The following is a 16567-nucleotide window of genomic DNA, read 5'->3' as shown; positions in this document are numbered from 1 at the left end:
TTAACTGAGCATAATTTTTCAGAAGATCTAGAAGCACAATTACTATTCCCTCAAGAATTGATCGCGGTTGCTAGCCCTTTCTTAATCAAAGAATTGCCAGAGATTGTGACTATAGAACAGTTAACCAGCTTGCCACTTTTACACGATGCCCATAATGCTTGGCCACAATTCCTAAATATTCATACAGAATTAGCTGGGCCAGTTTTTAACCAAACAACTTTAGCTTTAGATGCAGCACTAGCTGGTCAAGGTATTGCTCTAACATGCCGTGCATTTATAGAGCGCGATTTGACAGCCAAAAGATTAGTACAAATTCATCCTAAAACTTTAATTTTAGAAGCTAGCTATTATCTCGTGCGAAAAAAATCCTCACAAGCGAATGAGGATCTTAACGTATTGTGGCAATGGTGCTTGGATCATTTAAATCGAGCGAGCTAATCCGCCATCCACACGGATATTCTGCCCTGTGATATATCCCGCACCCTCTGATGCTAAAAATGCTACAGTGTTTGCAATTTCTTCCATTGTGCCATAACGTTTCATTGGTACACTTTGGCTGCGCTCATCTAACATTGGTAAACTATCAATCCAGCCAGGCAATACATTATTGAAACGTATATTATCCACCGCATATTCATCTGCACACATTTTCGTGAAAACCGCTAAACCTGCACGCGCAACAGCAGATGTTGGAAACAGTACGCTTGGCTCAAAAGCCCATGTTGTGGAGATATTAATAATTACACCTGATTTTTGTTGCTGCATAATCGGCACAACCAATCGTGTTGGGCGCACAGCGTTTAAGAAATATGTATTGATGCCTTCATGCCAATCTTCATCCGTTAATTCTAAAATACCTTTACGAGGGCCATGTCCTGCACTATTCACTAATACATCAATTCTTCCCCAACGTTTCATAGTTTCATCCACCAAATATTGGATATCTTCTGGTGATTGGTTGGATCCTGTGATGCCCAATCCACCCAACTCTTTTGATAATGCTTCACCTTTACCTGAAGATGATAAAATAGCAATTTTATAACCATCCTCTGCTAATTTTCTCGCAACTGCTGCACCCATTCCGCTACCTGCGGCTGTAATAATTGCAACTTTCTCAGTCATAATTGAATCCTCATAATTGTTGATGTTATTGTGTATCTAGGCGCAGTATAAATTCCAACAAACCAAGCCACAAATCATATTAATTTTACTAAGACAATAGAAAATCTATTGCCTTATGATTATTGAAGCAAATTTACACAGAATTTTTATAGATTTTGATTTCTGTGTTATAAGCTCTACTATCAAATTTTAGGAAGATGATTTATGCAAACCACAGTATATGTAGCAAGTGCATTCAGCAAAGATAATCAAGGTGGCAATAAAGCTGGCGTTGTTTTGATGGATCAACCATTAACAACAATTCAAAAAATGGCTATCGCAAAAGAATTAGGCTATGCAGAAACTGCATATATCTCACAATCATCGGTTGCTGATTATAAATTGGAATATTTTACTCCGAAAGAAGAAGTTGATTTGTGCGGTCATGCAACGATTGGTTCATTTGTGATTATGATGCATTTGAATATGTTATCCAAAGATCACTATACAATTGAAACTAATAGCGGCGTGCTTTCCATTAGTATCCAAGGGGATTCTATTTTCATGGAGCAAAATCAACCTCAATTCTATGATGTGATTCCTATAAATGAATTGATGGATTGTTTTGATATTAAGAATATTAATGCTGAATTCCCTATTCAAATTATTTCAACAGGATTGAAAGACATTTTGATTCCGATTCAAAGTGAAACACAACTGCACAATCTACAACCTAACTTTGATCAAATTAAAGAAATTAGCAAAAAATATGATGTGATTGGTACACATCTATATACATTCGATGATGATCGTATTATCTGTAGAAACTTTGCACCGCTCTATGAGATTGATGAAGAAGCAGCAACGGGGACTTCCAATGGTGCATTGGCTTGTTATCTCCATCAGAAACATAACATCCAAAAAGAGCTTTATGTCTTTGAACAAGGTTATGCTTTGGATTCCCCTTCTGAAATCCTCGTTAAATTAACAACAAACAGCGATAACGAGATCAAAAAAGTCTATGTTGGTGGTAAAGGCTATTATTGTGAAACTAAGATTTTGGTATTATAGAGGATTAAGATATTGATATACCCAATCTATCAATATGAATTTTTACTAAAGCTTTTTCATAAAAGCTATATTGGGTAAATATTTCATCTTGAATAACTAAGTTACTAAATGTAAATGTATCCTCATAAAAAAAACCTTGAATTTTATAGGAATAGCTTTTCCCTAATCGAGTTATGATTTCTAGATCATCAGATATAGTTGAATCTATCTGAATAGATCCCTCATTGAACATGAAATTTATGTCTAATAACTTTATATCACCGATTTGAAAATCAGAGATTGCTGAATCTATAAAACACGTTAAAGTAACTTCACCAAAATCAATCATCACTTCGTGTTCATTATCTCTATCTAATCCTATGATTTTCCCATAGTATTTCATTATATTTATCTCACAGTCTTTTGATTTATTGAGCAATATTATACTGCATTTTAAATATCTACTGATTCAACAATAGCTCGAATTCCAACAATCTTTCTTTCCATTGTTTTTGTAACAGCGGTTTTTGATGTGTTGGTTTTCGTACTAAATCATCCGCAAGTTTTTGTTCTAGTTCAACCCATTCACGCAATAACAGATCCTCATGAACATCTGCTCCATGTTCGATCTTAACCATTTCTGATTGTATTTCAAAAGCATGATCACAAGTATCCAAAGCAGTCGTACCTAACAACACCTGGTATGCAGATTCAGGTTCGCTATATTCTATGAAATGCTGCTGATGAATTAACCCAAACCTTTGGCAACTGTTTTCAATGAGCCATTGATCATGGCTGACTAATATGATTGCACCTTCAAACTGGGCGATTTGTTTTTCCATTTTCTTAGCTTTACGTGCAAAGCTTTCATTATCATAAGTTTTTCCCCACAATGCTAAACGCTTGACACTGTGAGTAATGCGATCAATCTCTTTTTGCTCCGCTTTATGGCGATGTTCATCTGCAATATCCTGCCCGATCAACGCTTGCCTTGCTTCAGAACATGGTAATTGAAAATGATGCAGACTTTCATCACGCAAAATCCATGTTGTATTCGTCACTTGATCCAATAAGTTTTGATCATGGGAAACTAACACAAATGTTCCACGCCAATTTTGCAAAAACTGAGTGAGCCACAAAATGGTTGGCAAATCTAAGTGGTTACTAGGTTCATCCAAAAACAATAAATCAGGTTGATTCATTAACGCACGGCCGAGCAATAATCGTGTATGTTGCCCGCCACTTAATGTATTAATGCTTTGATGATATTGCGATTCATGAAATCCAAGTTTTGCCAGCAATATTTCTGCTCGCCAACTTTCCATCATTCGCTTATCTTCTGATAACTTACTTAATACTGCTTCTAATACAGTCGAATTTGTAAGATCACTTGGCAAATGTTGCTCGATGTATGCATAAACACAGTGATTCGCAAACGAGATATTGCCATGGTTTAAGGGTAATTGTTGTGTGATTAAATGTAACAATGTACTTTTACCACTGCCATTATGGCCAATTAAGCCGATTCGCTCGCCAGATTGAATGGAAAAAGAGATATTTTCAAATAATTTTTTAATGGAAGTTTCATAAGAAACTGATTGTACTGATAATAAAGTGCTCATAACTTACTCTCAAATTAGTTTTTTCAAGACGAAAAAACTATGGATTAATCATTGCGATTACCCAGTAAGCTGAATCAAATTTCTTGTTGGTCTATTTGCTCAGGCCGAGTTATCGCAGTTTAAAACTGAAAGAACCTGAGCTACGGCGATTACCAAAGAAATGTGTATATTCGATTAATTTACACAAACTCATTGTTTTTTAGCCTCCTTCTTTAAAATGAGCACATTCAAAAGTGCTGTGAATCATTCGCGTATTGTAATGTAATTACAGTATATCTTTCAACTCTAACAAAGATTGAATTGTATAAGTAGCTTGTGCTTGCTGATTTTTGGGGTTGTACCAACAAGCATCTATCCCATAATTAGTCGCACCCACAATATCCGCAGCCCAACTATCACCGACAAATAAAATTTCATTGGCAAATAATTGGCTTCGGGTTAAACATGTTTCAAAAAACCTTGGATCAGGCTTTTCATAGCCAATATCATTCGATATGAATAAATCAGAAAAATACCCTGATAAATTGGCCCGTTGTAAACGCGATTTCTGCATTACTAATATGCCATTAGATGCAGTATATAAAGCATATTTAGGATGTAAATAATCTAAAATTTCATCCACACCCTTTTCTATCGTGGCTTCTAAAGATAAATGATATTGAAAAGCATCTCTCATCGCGACACAATCTGCATCAATATCTAGTGTGATGAATAATTGCTGAAAACGCAGATTAATTACATCATCAACAGTGATCTTCCCTAACTTTTGCGTTTGCCACAAAGCATGATCAATGTTCTGAAAAATATGATAATACTGATCTTCCACATCAATATTTAGCATTTGAAAAGATTGATAAAATGCTGATTGGCTTGCTGCGCTAAAGTCTAGCAATGTGTCATCGATGTCAAAAAATATTGCTTTATACATTCTTAATCGTTTCTTTATGAGTTTTTGATTGTGAATTATGCCATATTTTAAACAGGATTGCGTTTTATGCATGAGCTTATTTTAATCCACATTGACCGACGGTCAGTCGTTTTATAACTTATTAAAAAGCCCATCTATATACTTTATAGATAGGCTAAATAATTTTAGTAACTTTTACTTAATTTGCTTTAAGCGATTCACATCACGAACTGCACCAAATGCTGCCGATGTTGCTAACGCACCATACACTTGCAATGCTGCCGATATTTTACGCGAGCGCTCTTCTTTCGGTACAAACCCAAATTTAGCTTGCTCCACTAAACGTGCATCAATCACTTCTTGAGATAGATTCAAATGAATTGAACGATTAGGAATATCAATGATGATCTCATCTCCTGTTTCCACAATCGCAATGACACCGCCTTCAGCTGCTTCTGGTGAAGCATGACCGATGGATAACCCCGATGTACCTCCCGAGAAACGGCCATCAGTTAGTAATGCACATGCTTTGCCCAAACCTTTTGATTTTAAATAAGATGTTGGATATAACATTTCCTGCATACCCGGCCCACCTTTTGGTCCTTCGTAACGAATGATCACAACTTCATTAGCTTGTACTTCGTTATTCAAAATGCCTTTCACCGCTGAATCTTGGCTCTCATACACACGTGCTTTGCCTGTGAATTTTAAAATTGATTCATCCACGCCCGCTGTTTTTACAATACAGCCATCTTTTGCAATATTACCATATAGCACAGCAATACCGCCATCTTGGCTATAGGCAAATTCACCACTACGAATACAACCATTTTCTCGATCATCATCCAATGAATCAAAGTAACGATCTTGGCTAAATGCTTCCGTTGTGCGTACACCACCCGGTGCAGATTTAAAGAAATGATGTATATTCTCATCATTTGTTTGTGTAATATCCCATTTAGTAATTGCTTCAGCTAAATTTTTGGAATGAACTGTGTAACAATCTGTATGTAATAAATTCATACGCGCTAATTCACCCAAAATGCCGATGATGCCACCTGCGCGATGTACATCTTCCATATGATATTTGCTAGTTGATGGTGATACTTTAGATAAATGAGGAACTTTACGCGATAAACGATCAATGTCCTTCATTGAGAAATCAACGCCAGCTTCATGCGCTGCTGCCAATAAATGCAATACTGTATTACTTGATCCGCCCATTGCGATATCCAACATCATCGCATTTTCGAATGCTTTGAATGATGCGATTGTACGCGGTAAAACTTTGTTATTATTATTCTCGTAATAATCACGTGTATTTTTAACAATCTGACGAGCAGCCTCTAAAAATAAACCTTCTCTATTTTTATGCGTTGCCAACATTGAACCATTGCCAGGTAAAGATAAACCGAGTGCTTCTGTTAAACAGTTCATGGAGTTTGCTGTAAACATACCAGAACATGAGCCACATGTTGGGCAAGCACTTTCTTCAATTGCTTGTACTTTATCATCCGCTTCACGATCATCAGCAGCCATTACCATAGCATCTACAAGATCTAAACGTAGATTTTCATCATTCCAAACAAGCTTCCCTGATTCCATTGGTCCGCCCGACACAAAAATCGTAGGAATATTTAAGCGCATAGAAGCCATCAACATTCCTGGTGTGATTTTGTCACAGTTTGAAATACAGATCATTGCATCTGCGCAATGAGCATTCACCATGTATTCCACTGAATCAGCGATTAAATCTCGGCTTGGCAATGAATATAGCATACCATCATGGCCCATTGCGATACCATCGTCCACTGCGATCGTGTTAAATTCTTTTGCAACACCACCAGCCTTCTCAATTTCACGCGCAACCATTTGCCCTAAATCTTTCAAATGAACATGACCTGGAACAAACTGAGTAAATGAGTTGACCACAGCAATGATTGGCTTTTTAAAATCTTCATTAGTCATTCCTGTTGCACGCCATAAAGCACGTGCTCCCGCCATATTTCGACCCTGCGTCGAAGTATGTGAACGATATTTTGGCATATTCTATCCCTGTTAAACTTTTTTCAAATTCTATTAAATTAATTCACCAATAATGTCTGATCAATTTCGGTGGTCTGATCCTTTTATTCTGCCTTGTGGGCATAAACATTACATTCTAATTATATAGCATGCCTAGCAAAGTAATTGCAACTATATTAGAATAAGCTATATAACTAAGATAGACATAAAGACTAAACCTAAAAAATACTTTTTATAAGAATAGATTTGTAATTAAAATATAATTTAACTACAAATAAAGATGCGCTAAAAATATACACAAATATTACATTTAAAAACAATTGATTAACTAAAAAATCAGCAGATAATAATACTTTTTTTAAGATTTCACAGCTATGATTTGTTTTAAAAATGTAGTTTTTATTTGCAAATTCTACAGAAATTTGTATCTTCTTACCTAAGGAGGAGTTTTAGATATTAAAAAAAATACGCAAAAAATGCGTGAACGATTTAATTTAATAAATAACGACAAATTAAAAATTTAGGAGGATCTTATGGCTGAACCCATAAAAATCGATGATTCAAAGCTTCTGTACGATGAAGCAATTGTGAATCGCATTTATAACGATTCAAGATTCAAAGCATTGGTAGCTGAAAAACAAAAATTCAGTTTGGTATTACTGACTTTAACTTTAGGTTTATATATTTTAATCATTGTTGCTTCTGCCTTCGCACCGAGCATAGTTGGTATGCCAATTGCAGAAAAAATGGTAACAACATGGGCAATTCCCGCAGGATTTTTCTTAATTATTTGGACGATTTTAGTGACATGTTATTACGTTCATAAAACGAATACATATTTCGATCCAAAAACAATTAGAGTTTTGAAGGAGATCGGCAATGAGAAATAATATTCTAAGACAATTCTTATGCTTGATCGCATTTGGATTATTTGGTGTAGCAGTTGCTCAAACAACACAAACAGGTGGCAAAAACTGGACAGCAATCATTATGTTTTTTGTGTTTGTATTAGCAACAATTGCAATTACATTCTGGGCTTCTAACCGTACAAAATCAGCATCTGACTTCTATACTGCTGGTGGTGGTATTTCTGGTTTCCAAAATGGTTTAGCCATTGCTGGTGACTATTTATCATCAGCATCGTTCTTAGGCTTATCTGCATTAGTTTTTGCTTCAGGGTATGACGGCTTGATTTATGCATTCGGATTCTTTATTGGTTGGCCTGTTATTTTATTATTAATGGCAGAAAGATTCCGTAACTTAGGTCGCTTTACATTTGCAGACGTAACGGCATTTAGATTACAACAAACACCTATCCGTATTTTGGCTGTATTCTCAACATTAACAATCGTATTGCTATATTTGATTGCACAAATGGTGGGCGCAGGTAAATTAATCGAATTATTGTTTGGTTTAAACTATAACATTGCTGTATTCATCGTTGGTGTCTTAATGATGATCTACGTGTTGTTAGGTGGTATGTTGGCAACAACATGGGTTCAAATGATTAAAGCCGTATTAATTTTGATGGGCGCAACATTCATGTCATTTGTTGTACTTTACTGGGTTGGTTTTAACATGGAAACCTTATTTGTTAAAGCAACTGAAGTGCATCCAAAAGGTATCGAAATCATGGCACCTGGTTTGAAATATCCTAACCCAATCGATACGATTTCTTTAGGTATTGGCTTGATGTTTGGTACAGCAGGTTTACCACATATCTTAATGCGTTTCTTCACAGTAAAAGATGCGAAAGAAGCACGTAAATCAGCTTTATATGCTACAGGATTCATTGGCTACTTCTATTTATTAATGTTCATCATTGGTTTTGGTGCGATCGTTTACATCATGAACCAACCTGAATACTCAACAGCAGAAGGTGCAATCATTGGTGGTGCTAACATGGTTGCAATCCATTTATCACACGCAATTGGTGGTAATATTTTCTTAGGCTTTATGTCAGCAGTAACATTTGCAACATTAGTTGCGGTTGTTGCAGGTTTAACATTATCTGGTGCTTCAGCAATTAGTCATGACTTCTATGCGAATGTAATCAAGAAAGGCAAACCTGTGATGAAAACTGAATTAATGGTTTCTCGTTTCACAACCGCTGCTTTGGGCGTTATTGCAATCTTGTTAGGCTTATTATTTGAAGAACAAAACGTTGCATTTTTAGTTGGCTTAGCATTCTCCATTGCTGCTTCAGCTAACTTCCCATTACTATTCTTATCAATGTATTGGAAAGGTTTAACAACAAAAGGTGCTGTTGTTGGTGGTGCTGCAGGTTTAATCACAGCTGTTGTTATGATCGTATTAGGACCAGAAGTTTGGATCAATGTATTGGGCCATGATAGTGCAATTTTCCCATATAACAACCCTGCACTATTCTCTATCCCTACTGCGTTCATTGTGACATTCATTGTATCTTCAATGGATAAATCAAAAGCTGCAGAAGAAGAAAAATCTAAGTTCATCAGCCAGTATGTTCGCTCTCACGTTGGTGGTGAAGGTATCTCTGAAGCGGTCCAACAATATCGCCAGGTGAACCATCCTGATTTCTTAGAAGAACAATCTAAACAGTACACACAAACTACGAGCTAAATTTAGATTATTAAAAATTTTAATAATAAAACCTAACTTAATGATTAGTTAGGTTTTTTATATTATTTTTTATACTTTTGGTAAAAGGGGAATAAAAAAATACTTGTAATGTTTTGTAAAGATAGCTAAAATAAAATCAGTTTCATCATTCAGTGAAACTGATTTTATACAATTACTCTCCCCCCTTAAAAAAGCCTTGGTCAATGTCCATTCCAAGGCTTTTTACTATATATTTTTTAATGTGTATCTTTGATTATTTTGTAGTACTTTCCAAAGTATAATTGGCAGTATCATCTTTCCCCAATACTTGAACCAAGAGAGGCATTAATTTTTCTAACTCTTTTTCTAAAGTATAAGGTGGATTCAAAATAAATAAACCACTTCCATACATGCCAAACTCATCCTGTTTACCGTCATACACTGATAAAGTGACATTCAAAAAACTATCATTTTTAAATGCTTTACCTAGTTTATTGGGTAAGTTCAAACTTTCATCACGTGGCAACAATGGATACCAGACCATATATGTACCCGTTGCAAAGCGTTTGTGCGCCTCTTGCAAAGTATTCAATACAGTTTTGTAATCACTTTTATCTTCATACGGAGGATCGATCAAAATTACAGCACGGCGTGTTGAAGGTGGTAATAAACTGATCAAACCTTGAAAACCATCGCTTTTCTGAATTTGATATTTAACACCTTGCCCTTTGAAGTTATTGATCAAATGTTCACTATCCGCAGGATGCAATTCAAAGAGTTTGACACGATCTACTGTACGAACTAACTTCTGTGCAATAACAGGTGATCCTGGATATAACTTCTTATCCATTTGGAATTGAACTAAAAATTCTAAAAAGTTAAATAACTCGTTCGGGAGTTTTCTTTCTTTCTGCAACAAGCCAATGCCTTCATAATATTCGCCTGTTTTCTCAGAAAATTCAGAATTAATATCATATAATCCTGCACCTGAATGTGTATCAATATACCAATACGGCTTATCTTTCTCATTATAGTAATTGAGGACAGAAAAAAGGACGTAATGTTTCAATACGTCCGCATGATTCCCAGCATGGAATCCATGTCTATAACTTAACATAAATTATTTTTTAGACTCAGAATAAGTAATATATAACAGCGCAGCGATCATAATGATTGCGCCAATCCAAAATTGTGTGCCAACAGCCCAACCAAAGAAAATAAACCCCAACAGCGTATTTAGAGGCAATTTAATATAATCGAAAGCTTGAACATAAATTGCATCAGCAGCCTGATAAGCTTTCACTAATGTAAAATGGGCAATCATCGTTAAAAAGCCCAAAGCCAACAAATAACCCAATAACTCTAAAGTAAATTCGAAATCAAACCCCGCTATACCATGGGAAAAATTCCCTGTTAAAGCTAATAGTAAATTAATTGGAAACATCAATAAATATAAATAAAACAATAGCGTTAAAGGGTGATCTTTATCAGTCAAATATTTTATCAATAATGAATAAATAGCCCAAAACAACGCAGCTGCCAAAGGCAAGAGTGCAACATAATTCATTGCTTGATAGCTCGGACTTAGAATCAACATTGCGCCAATGAAGCCAATAATTGTGACAACAATTCTAGTAATGGTTGCTTTTTCTTTCAAAAATAAAGCGGCACCAATACTTGCAAATAAAGGTGATGTCATCAATAATGCCACACCTTCACCAATTGGAAACTGTAAGCTTAAAGCCTTTACCCACAATTGAACACCCACTATGGCGGCCAAAATCCTCAATAAATGAATCCAAAAACGTTGTGTTGTCGCCACCCTTTTTAATCCCGCCTTTAAAAACATTGGGAATAAAAATAAAAACGCAAAACCATATTGAAAAAAGGCAGTCCATTCTGAGCTTATAGGATACTCACCACTAATAAATGGTGTAATGACGTTAATTGCAGCAAATGAAACACCTGTAGCAATCATCCATAAAGCACCTTGAACTGATTTTTTCATTTTATAGGTCTGTCCCCATATAACCCAATGCATTTAATGATCGCTCATCATCTGACCAACCTTGGCGAACTTTCACAAATGCCTTTAAAAATACTTTTTTATCGTATAACTTCTCTAAATCTTGACGAGCTTGAGTACTTGCCTCTTTCAAAGTTGTACCATTTTTACCAATAACAATCCCTTTCTGAGTTTCGCGCTCTACCCAAACAACTGCATTAATGCGAATTAGTTCTGCTTCTTCTTCAAAACTTTCCACTTCAACTGTCAATGCATAAGGTAATTCTTGATTTAAACGTCGTGTTAATTTCTCACGCAATACTTCACTGGCTAAAAATGAACTAGATGCTGTTGTGATTTCATCTTCACTGAATAAAAATGCTTGCTCTGGCAAGTAATGTGTCAATGATTTTACTACCAATTTCATTTGCTTATCATCCAAGGCTGAGATTGGTAAACATTCTACAAATTGATGTTTGCTCATCATTTCAGATAAAAATGGGAATAACTCTTCTTTATTTTTAATGTAATCAACTTTATTGACCACTAAAATCACAGGCTTTTCGATGTATTTCAATCGTTTAAGCGCCAACTCATCATCTGGTGTGAATTTCAATGCCTCCACCATAAATAAAATCACATCCGCCATTTCTAATGAGCTCGTTGCTGTTTTATTTAAATGACGATTCAATGCAGAATGCTCAGCTTTATGTAAGCCCGGCGTATCGATGAAAATTGCTTGACAATAATGATCGGTATAAATTCCTGTAATTGCATGTCGAGTTGTTTGTGGCTTGCTGGATGTAATACTAATTTTTTGCCCAATCAAACGATTCATTAATGTCGACTTTCCTACGTTAGGGCGACCTATGATTGAAACATAACCGGCATGTTGATTCATAATAATTTCTCAAGCATTAATTGTGCGGCATTTTGCTCAGCACGTTTTTTGCTTGTTCCTTCTGCAATAGTTGTTAATGATTGAGCATGACACGCTACTTTAAACGTCTGGGCATGATCCTGACCTTCAATAGCAACTACTTCATACTCTGGAATATTTTGATTAATAGCTTGCAAATGCTCTTGTAAACGGCTCTTTGGATCTTTAACAGATTCTGTTACACATTTAAATGATGTTTCATGAATAGTGTGTAGCTCAGAATCATAAAGTGTCAAAACAACTTTTTGTGCAGCATCAAAACCGCCATCTATGAAGACAGCTGCAATAATCGCTTCCACTGTATCTGCTAAAATCCCTGCCCGTTTTGCACCATCATTTTTACGTTCACCATAACTTATGACAAGGTATTTAGGTAACTCTAAAAGTTTAGCAATTTTATGCAATGTACTTTCTTTAACTAAATGCGCACGGATATTAGATAGCTCACCTTCTTTAGCATCCGGAAATCGTTCATATAATGCATATGCAATAATAAAATTTAAACAACCGTCACCTAAAAACTCTAAACGTTCATTATGAGAACGCGAGACCGATCTATGAACTAAAGCTTGCTTTAATAAAGCGATATCTTTGAAATGATAATCTAATTTTTTTTGTAACTGTTCTAACATAACTACTTAAGTATTGTAAAAATATGACCACAATCTTTCAACTGTGTTACACATTTATAGTTCATCCATATAAAATTGGCTTTGCCAACGAGTTGATCGTCGGCAACAAACCCCCAAAAACGACTATCTGCACTGTTGTCACGGTTATCACCAAAGGCCAAATATTTACCTTCCGGCACTTTAAAAGGAAATTGTTGCTTTAATCCCATACCATGATCTGCTGTTGTATTATAAGGTGCAACCTGAATTCCATGCTCTACAACACCATTTTCAGAAGGTAAAAACTCTGTATAAATCATTTCAGAAGTAGGCTCTAATGCTGCACTTACATATTCATATTGAACCGGCTCTCCATTGACAGTTAACACTTTATTTTTATAGTCAATAACATCACCAGGAATACCAACAATACGTTTAATATAATTAATGCGAGGATCTACAGGATATTTAAATACAGCAATATCACCACGGTTAACGCCATCACCTTCTTCACTGAAGATACGTTTGTTTGTGATTGGATAACGCAAGCCAAAAGACCAACGATTAGCCACAATCATATCACCTGCATATAAAGTTGGCTGCATAGAACCACTTGGGATAATAAAAGGCTCTGCAATAAAAGAACGCAATACTGTCAGAACTAATACTACTGGAAATAAAAAAGCCGCCCAATCTACAATCACAGGTAATTTTGCATCTTTCTCTCTATTTTTTCTAAAATAAAGGCGATCTATCAATAAAATAATACCTGTAATTGGCACGGAAATAACAATCGCGATGGCCAAATAATGTGTAAATTGGGAAAACATAATCAATCCTTATTTATTTACTACCAGTTTGTAAAACAGCTAGGAATGCAGATTGTGGAATTTCAACATTTCCCACTTGCTTCATACGTTTCTTACCTGCTTTCTGTTTTTCTAATAGTTTACGTTTACGGCTGACATCACCACCATAACATTTTGCTAATACGTCTTTTCGCATTGCTTTAACAGTGCTTCGTGCAATGATATTTGCACCAATAGCAGCTTGAATTGCGATATCAAACATTTGGCGAGGAATTAATTCACGCATTTTTTCAACCAACTCTCGACCACGATAAACAGCATTATCTTTATGGATGATTAGTGCTAAAGCATCCACCATTTCACCATTGATTAAAATGTCAACTTTAACTAAATTTGCAGGTTCATAACGTACAAACTCATAATCAAATGAAGCATAACCACGGGAAATTGATTTTAAACGGTCGAAGAAATCTAAAACCACTTCGCTCATTGGTAATTCAAATTGCAGTTGTACTTGTGAGCCTGCATAAACAAGATTTTTTTGAACACCACGTTTTTCAACGCATAAAGTGATAATATTACCCAAATATTCTTGTGGCGTTAAAATATTTGCACGAATAATGGGCTCTCTTAATTCTTTAATTTTATTAGGAGGTGGAAGATCATTTGGATTATCAATCATCGTTACTTCACCATCAGTTTTTTCTAACTCATAAATCACTGTTGGTGCAGTTGTGATTAAATCTAAATCATATTCACGCTCTAAACGCTCTTGAATAATTTCCATGTGTAGCATTCCTAAGAAACCACAACGAAAACCAAATCCTAATGCTTGAGAAGATTCAGGCTCAAAGTTTAATGATGCATCATTTAAACGGAGTTTTTGTAATGCTTCACGTAAGTTTTCATATTCCGTAGAATCTACAGGAAATAATCCTGAAAAAACTCTTGACTGTACTTTTTGAAATCCTGGAACAGCTTCAGCAGCAGGGTTATTTTCTAGAGTTAAGGTATCACCAACAGGCACACCATCAATATCTTTAATTCCCGCAATGACAAAACCTACTTGCCCTGCTGATAGTTCCTTTTTGTCTTCACGTTTTGGTGTAAACACTCCAACATGGCTCACTTGATAAACGCGCTTACTACTCATCACTTGCATCTTATCTCGTGGTTTCAAAACACCATCAAAAATACGTACCAATGATATAACGCCAACATATGGATCAAACCAAGAATCGATGATCAATGCTTTTAAAGGCGCGTTTGGATCACCTTTAGGCGCTGGTACTTTTGTCACCAGCTCTTCTAAAACATCTTCAACACCCATCCCAGTTTTAGCAGAACACGTCACTGCATCCATTGCTTCAATACCAATAATATCTTCAATTTCAGCTGCAACTTTCATAGGATCAGCAGCGGGCAAATCAATTTTATTTAATACAGGCACAACTTCTAAACCATGATCAATCGCCGTATAACAGTTTGCAACTGATTGAGCTTCTACGCCTTGTGCTGCATCCACAACTAATAATGCACCCTCACAAGCAAACAATGAGCGAGATACTTCGTACGAGAAGTCAACATGCCCAGGCGTATCGATAAAGTTTAAATGATAAACCTCACCATTTCGAGCTTTATAGTCTAAAGATACTGAGTGCGCCTTAATTGTAATACCACGCTCTCTTTCAATGTCCATAGAGTCTAAAACTTGAGCCTCCATTTCGCGGTCGCTCAATCCATCACAAATTTGAATAAAACGATCAGCAATCGTGGATTTACCATGATCAATGTGGGCAATAATGGAAAAGTTTCTAATATTCTTCATGCAGTTAATTTCTATCAAATAAAGAGGAGAGAACTCTATATGATTTCTCTCCTGAATTCAAATTACGGTCTATCAATTATAAATTAATTACCAAGCTTTTGTTGAGTTTTCTGTAAATGCTCTTTATAAATACGCTCAAAGTCATCAGGAAGTGGTTTTAACAACCCTAAATATTCATACATTTCATTTTGATATACCCTATGCGCAACCCTATTTTCTCTACTACTATATGGATATGCCATACTATAAATCAAACACAAAAGGCTGATCACAAAAATAATATAACTCATCATATTAGGCTCTGATGATTGTGATCCAAACTGATTATTACCTTCAATACTTGGCGTTGAAAATAAGACAATCGCCCCAAAGAATACCAACAAATATATAATCCATTTCACAATTGAATCGGCTTGTTGAATAATATTCCTTTGTGATACCTCAGATAAATAAGCTTCCAACACTTTTTGCATAGAGAAAAAATTCTGACTCATAGAATTACTTTGCAAAAATTCTTGAACAAACTTAACTTTAGCCTCAGTCAAAGCATCATAATTACCGATAAAAAAGCTGATTAACAATATTCCCAAAATAACAACAACAAATGTAACGGTACTAATAGATAAATTATCTATATCGCAAAATCTTTGGCTAATAACCATGATCACAAATGTAAATGCAAGAAATACCAACAAAAATGAAGGAATAAAACCTGCATCTCCTAAATATGTTTTTAAATACAATGGAAACACATTCAAACAAGCCATCAAAATAGCCAATGCAAATGTAATTCGACATAAGAATCTTAACCGACCAATCCTAACACCACTATGGAATAAGGGCGGTTCAACATGTACATCTTGATCATCTATCTCTAAATATTCTGCTCTTTGTTTTGTAATTCTTTTTAACTTTTCGACACGATTAATTTCATTACTTTCAACATCGCCATTATCCACCATTAAGGTAAATTCTTGAGGTTCCAAAAACTGATGGCGAATATTCTGTTTTGTTGCCACCTGTGGAGATACAATTTCAGGATCTGGCTTACCTAATGTTTCTTTAGAAGCTACAGTGGAATCAAGGCCA

General features: G+C 35.5%; 15 protein-coding genes and 1 pseudogene. 4 read left to right on the top strand and 12 right to left on the bottom strand.

The window, feature by feature from the left end; all coding sequences use genetic code 11:
* The coding region (locus tag BZK14_RS01755; protein ID WP_245831119.1) for a LysR substrate-binding domain-containing protein at positions 1-438 on the top strand (438 nt) is incomplete at its 5' end.
* Here BZK14_RS01755 and BZK14_RS01750 read toward each other — a convergent pair.
* Positions 421-1122 carry an SDR family oxidoreductase gene (locus tag BZK14_RS01750; protein WP_077924889.1) on the bottom strand — a complete coding sequence of 234 codons (702 nt, stop codon included), beginning with the start codon at positions 1120-1122 and terminating at the stop codon, positions 421-423. The genes BZK14_RS01755 and BZK14_RS01750 overlap by 18 nt on opposite strands.
* A gap of 204 nt (positions 1123-1326) precedes the next feature.
* Between BZK14_RS01750 and BZK14_RS01745 the strand changes: the two genes are divergently transcribed.
* On the top strand, positions 1327-2172 hold the full coding sequence (locus tag BZK14_RS01745; protein ID WP_077924888.1) for a PhzF family phenazine biosynthesis protein: 846 nt from the start codon (positions 1327-1329) through the stop codon (positions 2170-2172).
* A 4-nt stretch (positions 2173-2176) separates the two neighbouring features.
* Here the strand turns inward: BZK14_RS01745 and BZK14_RS01740 are convergent, their stop codons facing one another.
* The 4 genes and pseudogenes from BZK14_RS01740 to ilvD form a co-directional block, all read right to left on the bottom strand.
* Positions 2177-2554 carry a hypothetical protein gene (locus BZK14_RS01740; protein WP_077924887.1) on the bottom strand — a complete coding sequence of 126 codons (378 nt, stop codon included), beginning with the start codon at positions 2552-2554 and terminating at the stop codon, positions 2177-2179.
* Positions 2555-2960: 406 nt separating this feature from the next.
* Positions 2961-3773: pseudogene (locus BZK14_RS01735) on the bottom strand (ATP-binding cassette domain-containing protein); the annotation flags it as partial.
* Positions 3774-4038: 265 nt separating this feature from the next.
* Entirely contained in the window at positions 4039-4701 is a 663-nt protein-coding gene (locus BZK14_RS01730; RefSeq protein WP_077924885.1) for a YjjG family noncanonical pyrimidine nucleotidase, read from the bottom strand.
* Between the two features lie 174 nt (positions 4702-4875).
* Entirely contained in the window at positions 4876-6726 is a 1851-nt protein-coding gene (ilvD, locus tag BZK14_RS01725; RefSeq protein ID WP_077924884.1) for a dihydroxy-acid dehydratase, read from the bottom strand.
* A 512-nt stretch (positions 6727-7238) separates the two neighbouring features.
* Here ilvD and BZK14_RS01720 point away from each other — a divergent pair.
* A complete protein-coding gene (locus BZK14_RS01720) occupies positions 7239-7595 on the top strand; it encodes a DUF485 domain-containing protein (protein WP_077924883.1) in 357 nt (118 codons plus the stop codon).
* The gene (locus BZK14_RS01715) at positions 7585-9306 is read left to right on the top strand and encodes a cation acetate symporter (RefSeq protein WP_077924882.1); all 1722 of its coding nucleotides are present in this window, start codon (positions 7585-7587) and stop codon (positions 9304-9306) included. Before BZK14_RS01720 ends, BZK14_RS01715 begins: the two co-directional genes overlap by 11 nt.
* Positions 9307-9559: 253 nt before the next feature.
* Here BZK14_RS01715 and BZK14_RS01710 read toward each other — a convergent pair whose 3' ends face one another.
* The 7 genes from BZK14_RS01710 to BZK14_RS13185 form a co-directional block, all read right to left on the bottom strand.
* Complete coding sequence (locus tag BZK14_RS01710) at positions 9560-10402, bottom strand: 23S rRNA (adenine(2030)-N(6))-methyltransferase RlmJ (protein ID WP_077924881.1); 843 nt, start codon at positions 10400-10402, stop codon at positions 9560-9562.
* Between the two features lie 3 nt (positions 10403-10405).
* Positions 10406-11293: a DMT family transporter gene (locus BZK14_RS01705; RefSeq protein WP_077924880.1), complete on the bottom strand. Its 888-nt coding sequence runs from the start codon at positions 11291-11293 to the stop codon at positions 10406-10408.
* A 1-nt stretch (position 11294) separates the two neighbouring features.
* A complete protein-coding gene (gene era, locus BZK14_RS01700; protein WP_077924879.1) occupies positions 11295-12191 on the bottom strand; it encodes a GTPase Era in 897 nt (298 codons plus the stop codon).
* On the bottom strand, positions 12188-12862 hold the full coding sequence (gene rnc / locus BZK14_RS01695; protein ID WP_077924878.1) for a ribonuclease III: 675 nt from the start codon (positions 12860-12862) through the stop codon (positions 12188-12190). Before rnc ends, era begins: the two co-directional genes overlap by 4 nt.
* 2 nt (positions 12863-12864) lie before the next feature.
* A complete protein-coding gene (gene lepB / locus BZK14_RS01690; protein WP_077924877.1) occupies positions 12865-13671 on the bottom strand; it encodes a signal peptidase I in 807 nt (268 codons plus the stop codon).
* Positions 13672-13684: 13 nt separating this feature from the next.
* Entirely contained in the window at positions 13685-15478 is a 1794-nt protein-coding gene (lepA, locus tag BZK14_RS01685) for a translation elongation factor 4 (RefSeq protein WP_077924876.1), read from the bottom strand.
* A gap of 83 nt (positions 15479-15561) precedes the next feature.
* The coding region (locus BZK14_RS13185) for a DUF805 domain-containing protein (protein WP_077924875.1) at positions 15562-16567 on the bottom strand (1006 nt) is incomplete at its 5' end.

Origin of the sequence: Wohlfahrtiimonas larvae, assembly GCF_002006755.1 — a bacterium.
In the GTDB taxonomy this organism is placed as follows: Bacteria; Pseudomonadota; Gammaproteobacteria; order Cardiobacteriales; family Wohlfahrtiimonadaceae; genus Wohlfahrtiimonas; species Wohlfahrtiimonas larvae.
Note: the sequence above shows the minus strand (reverse complement) of the source record. Positions and strands in the feature narration are given on the sequence as shown.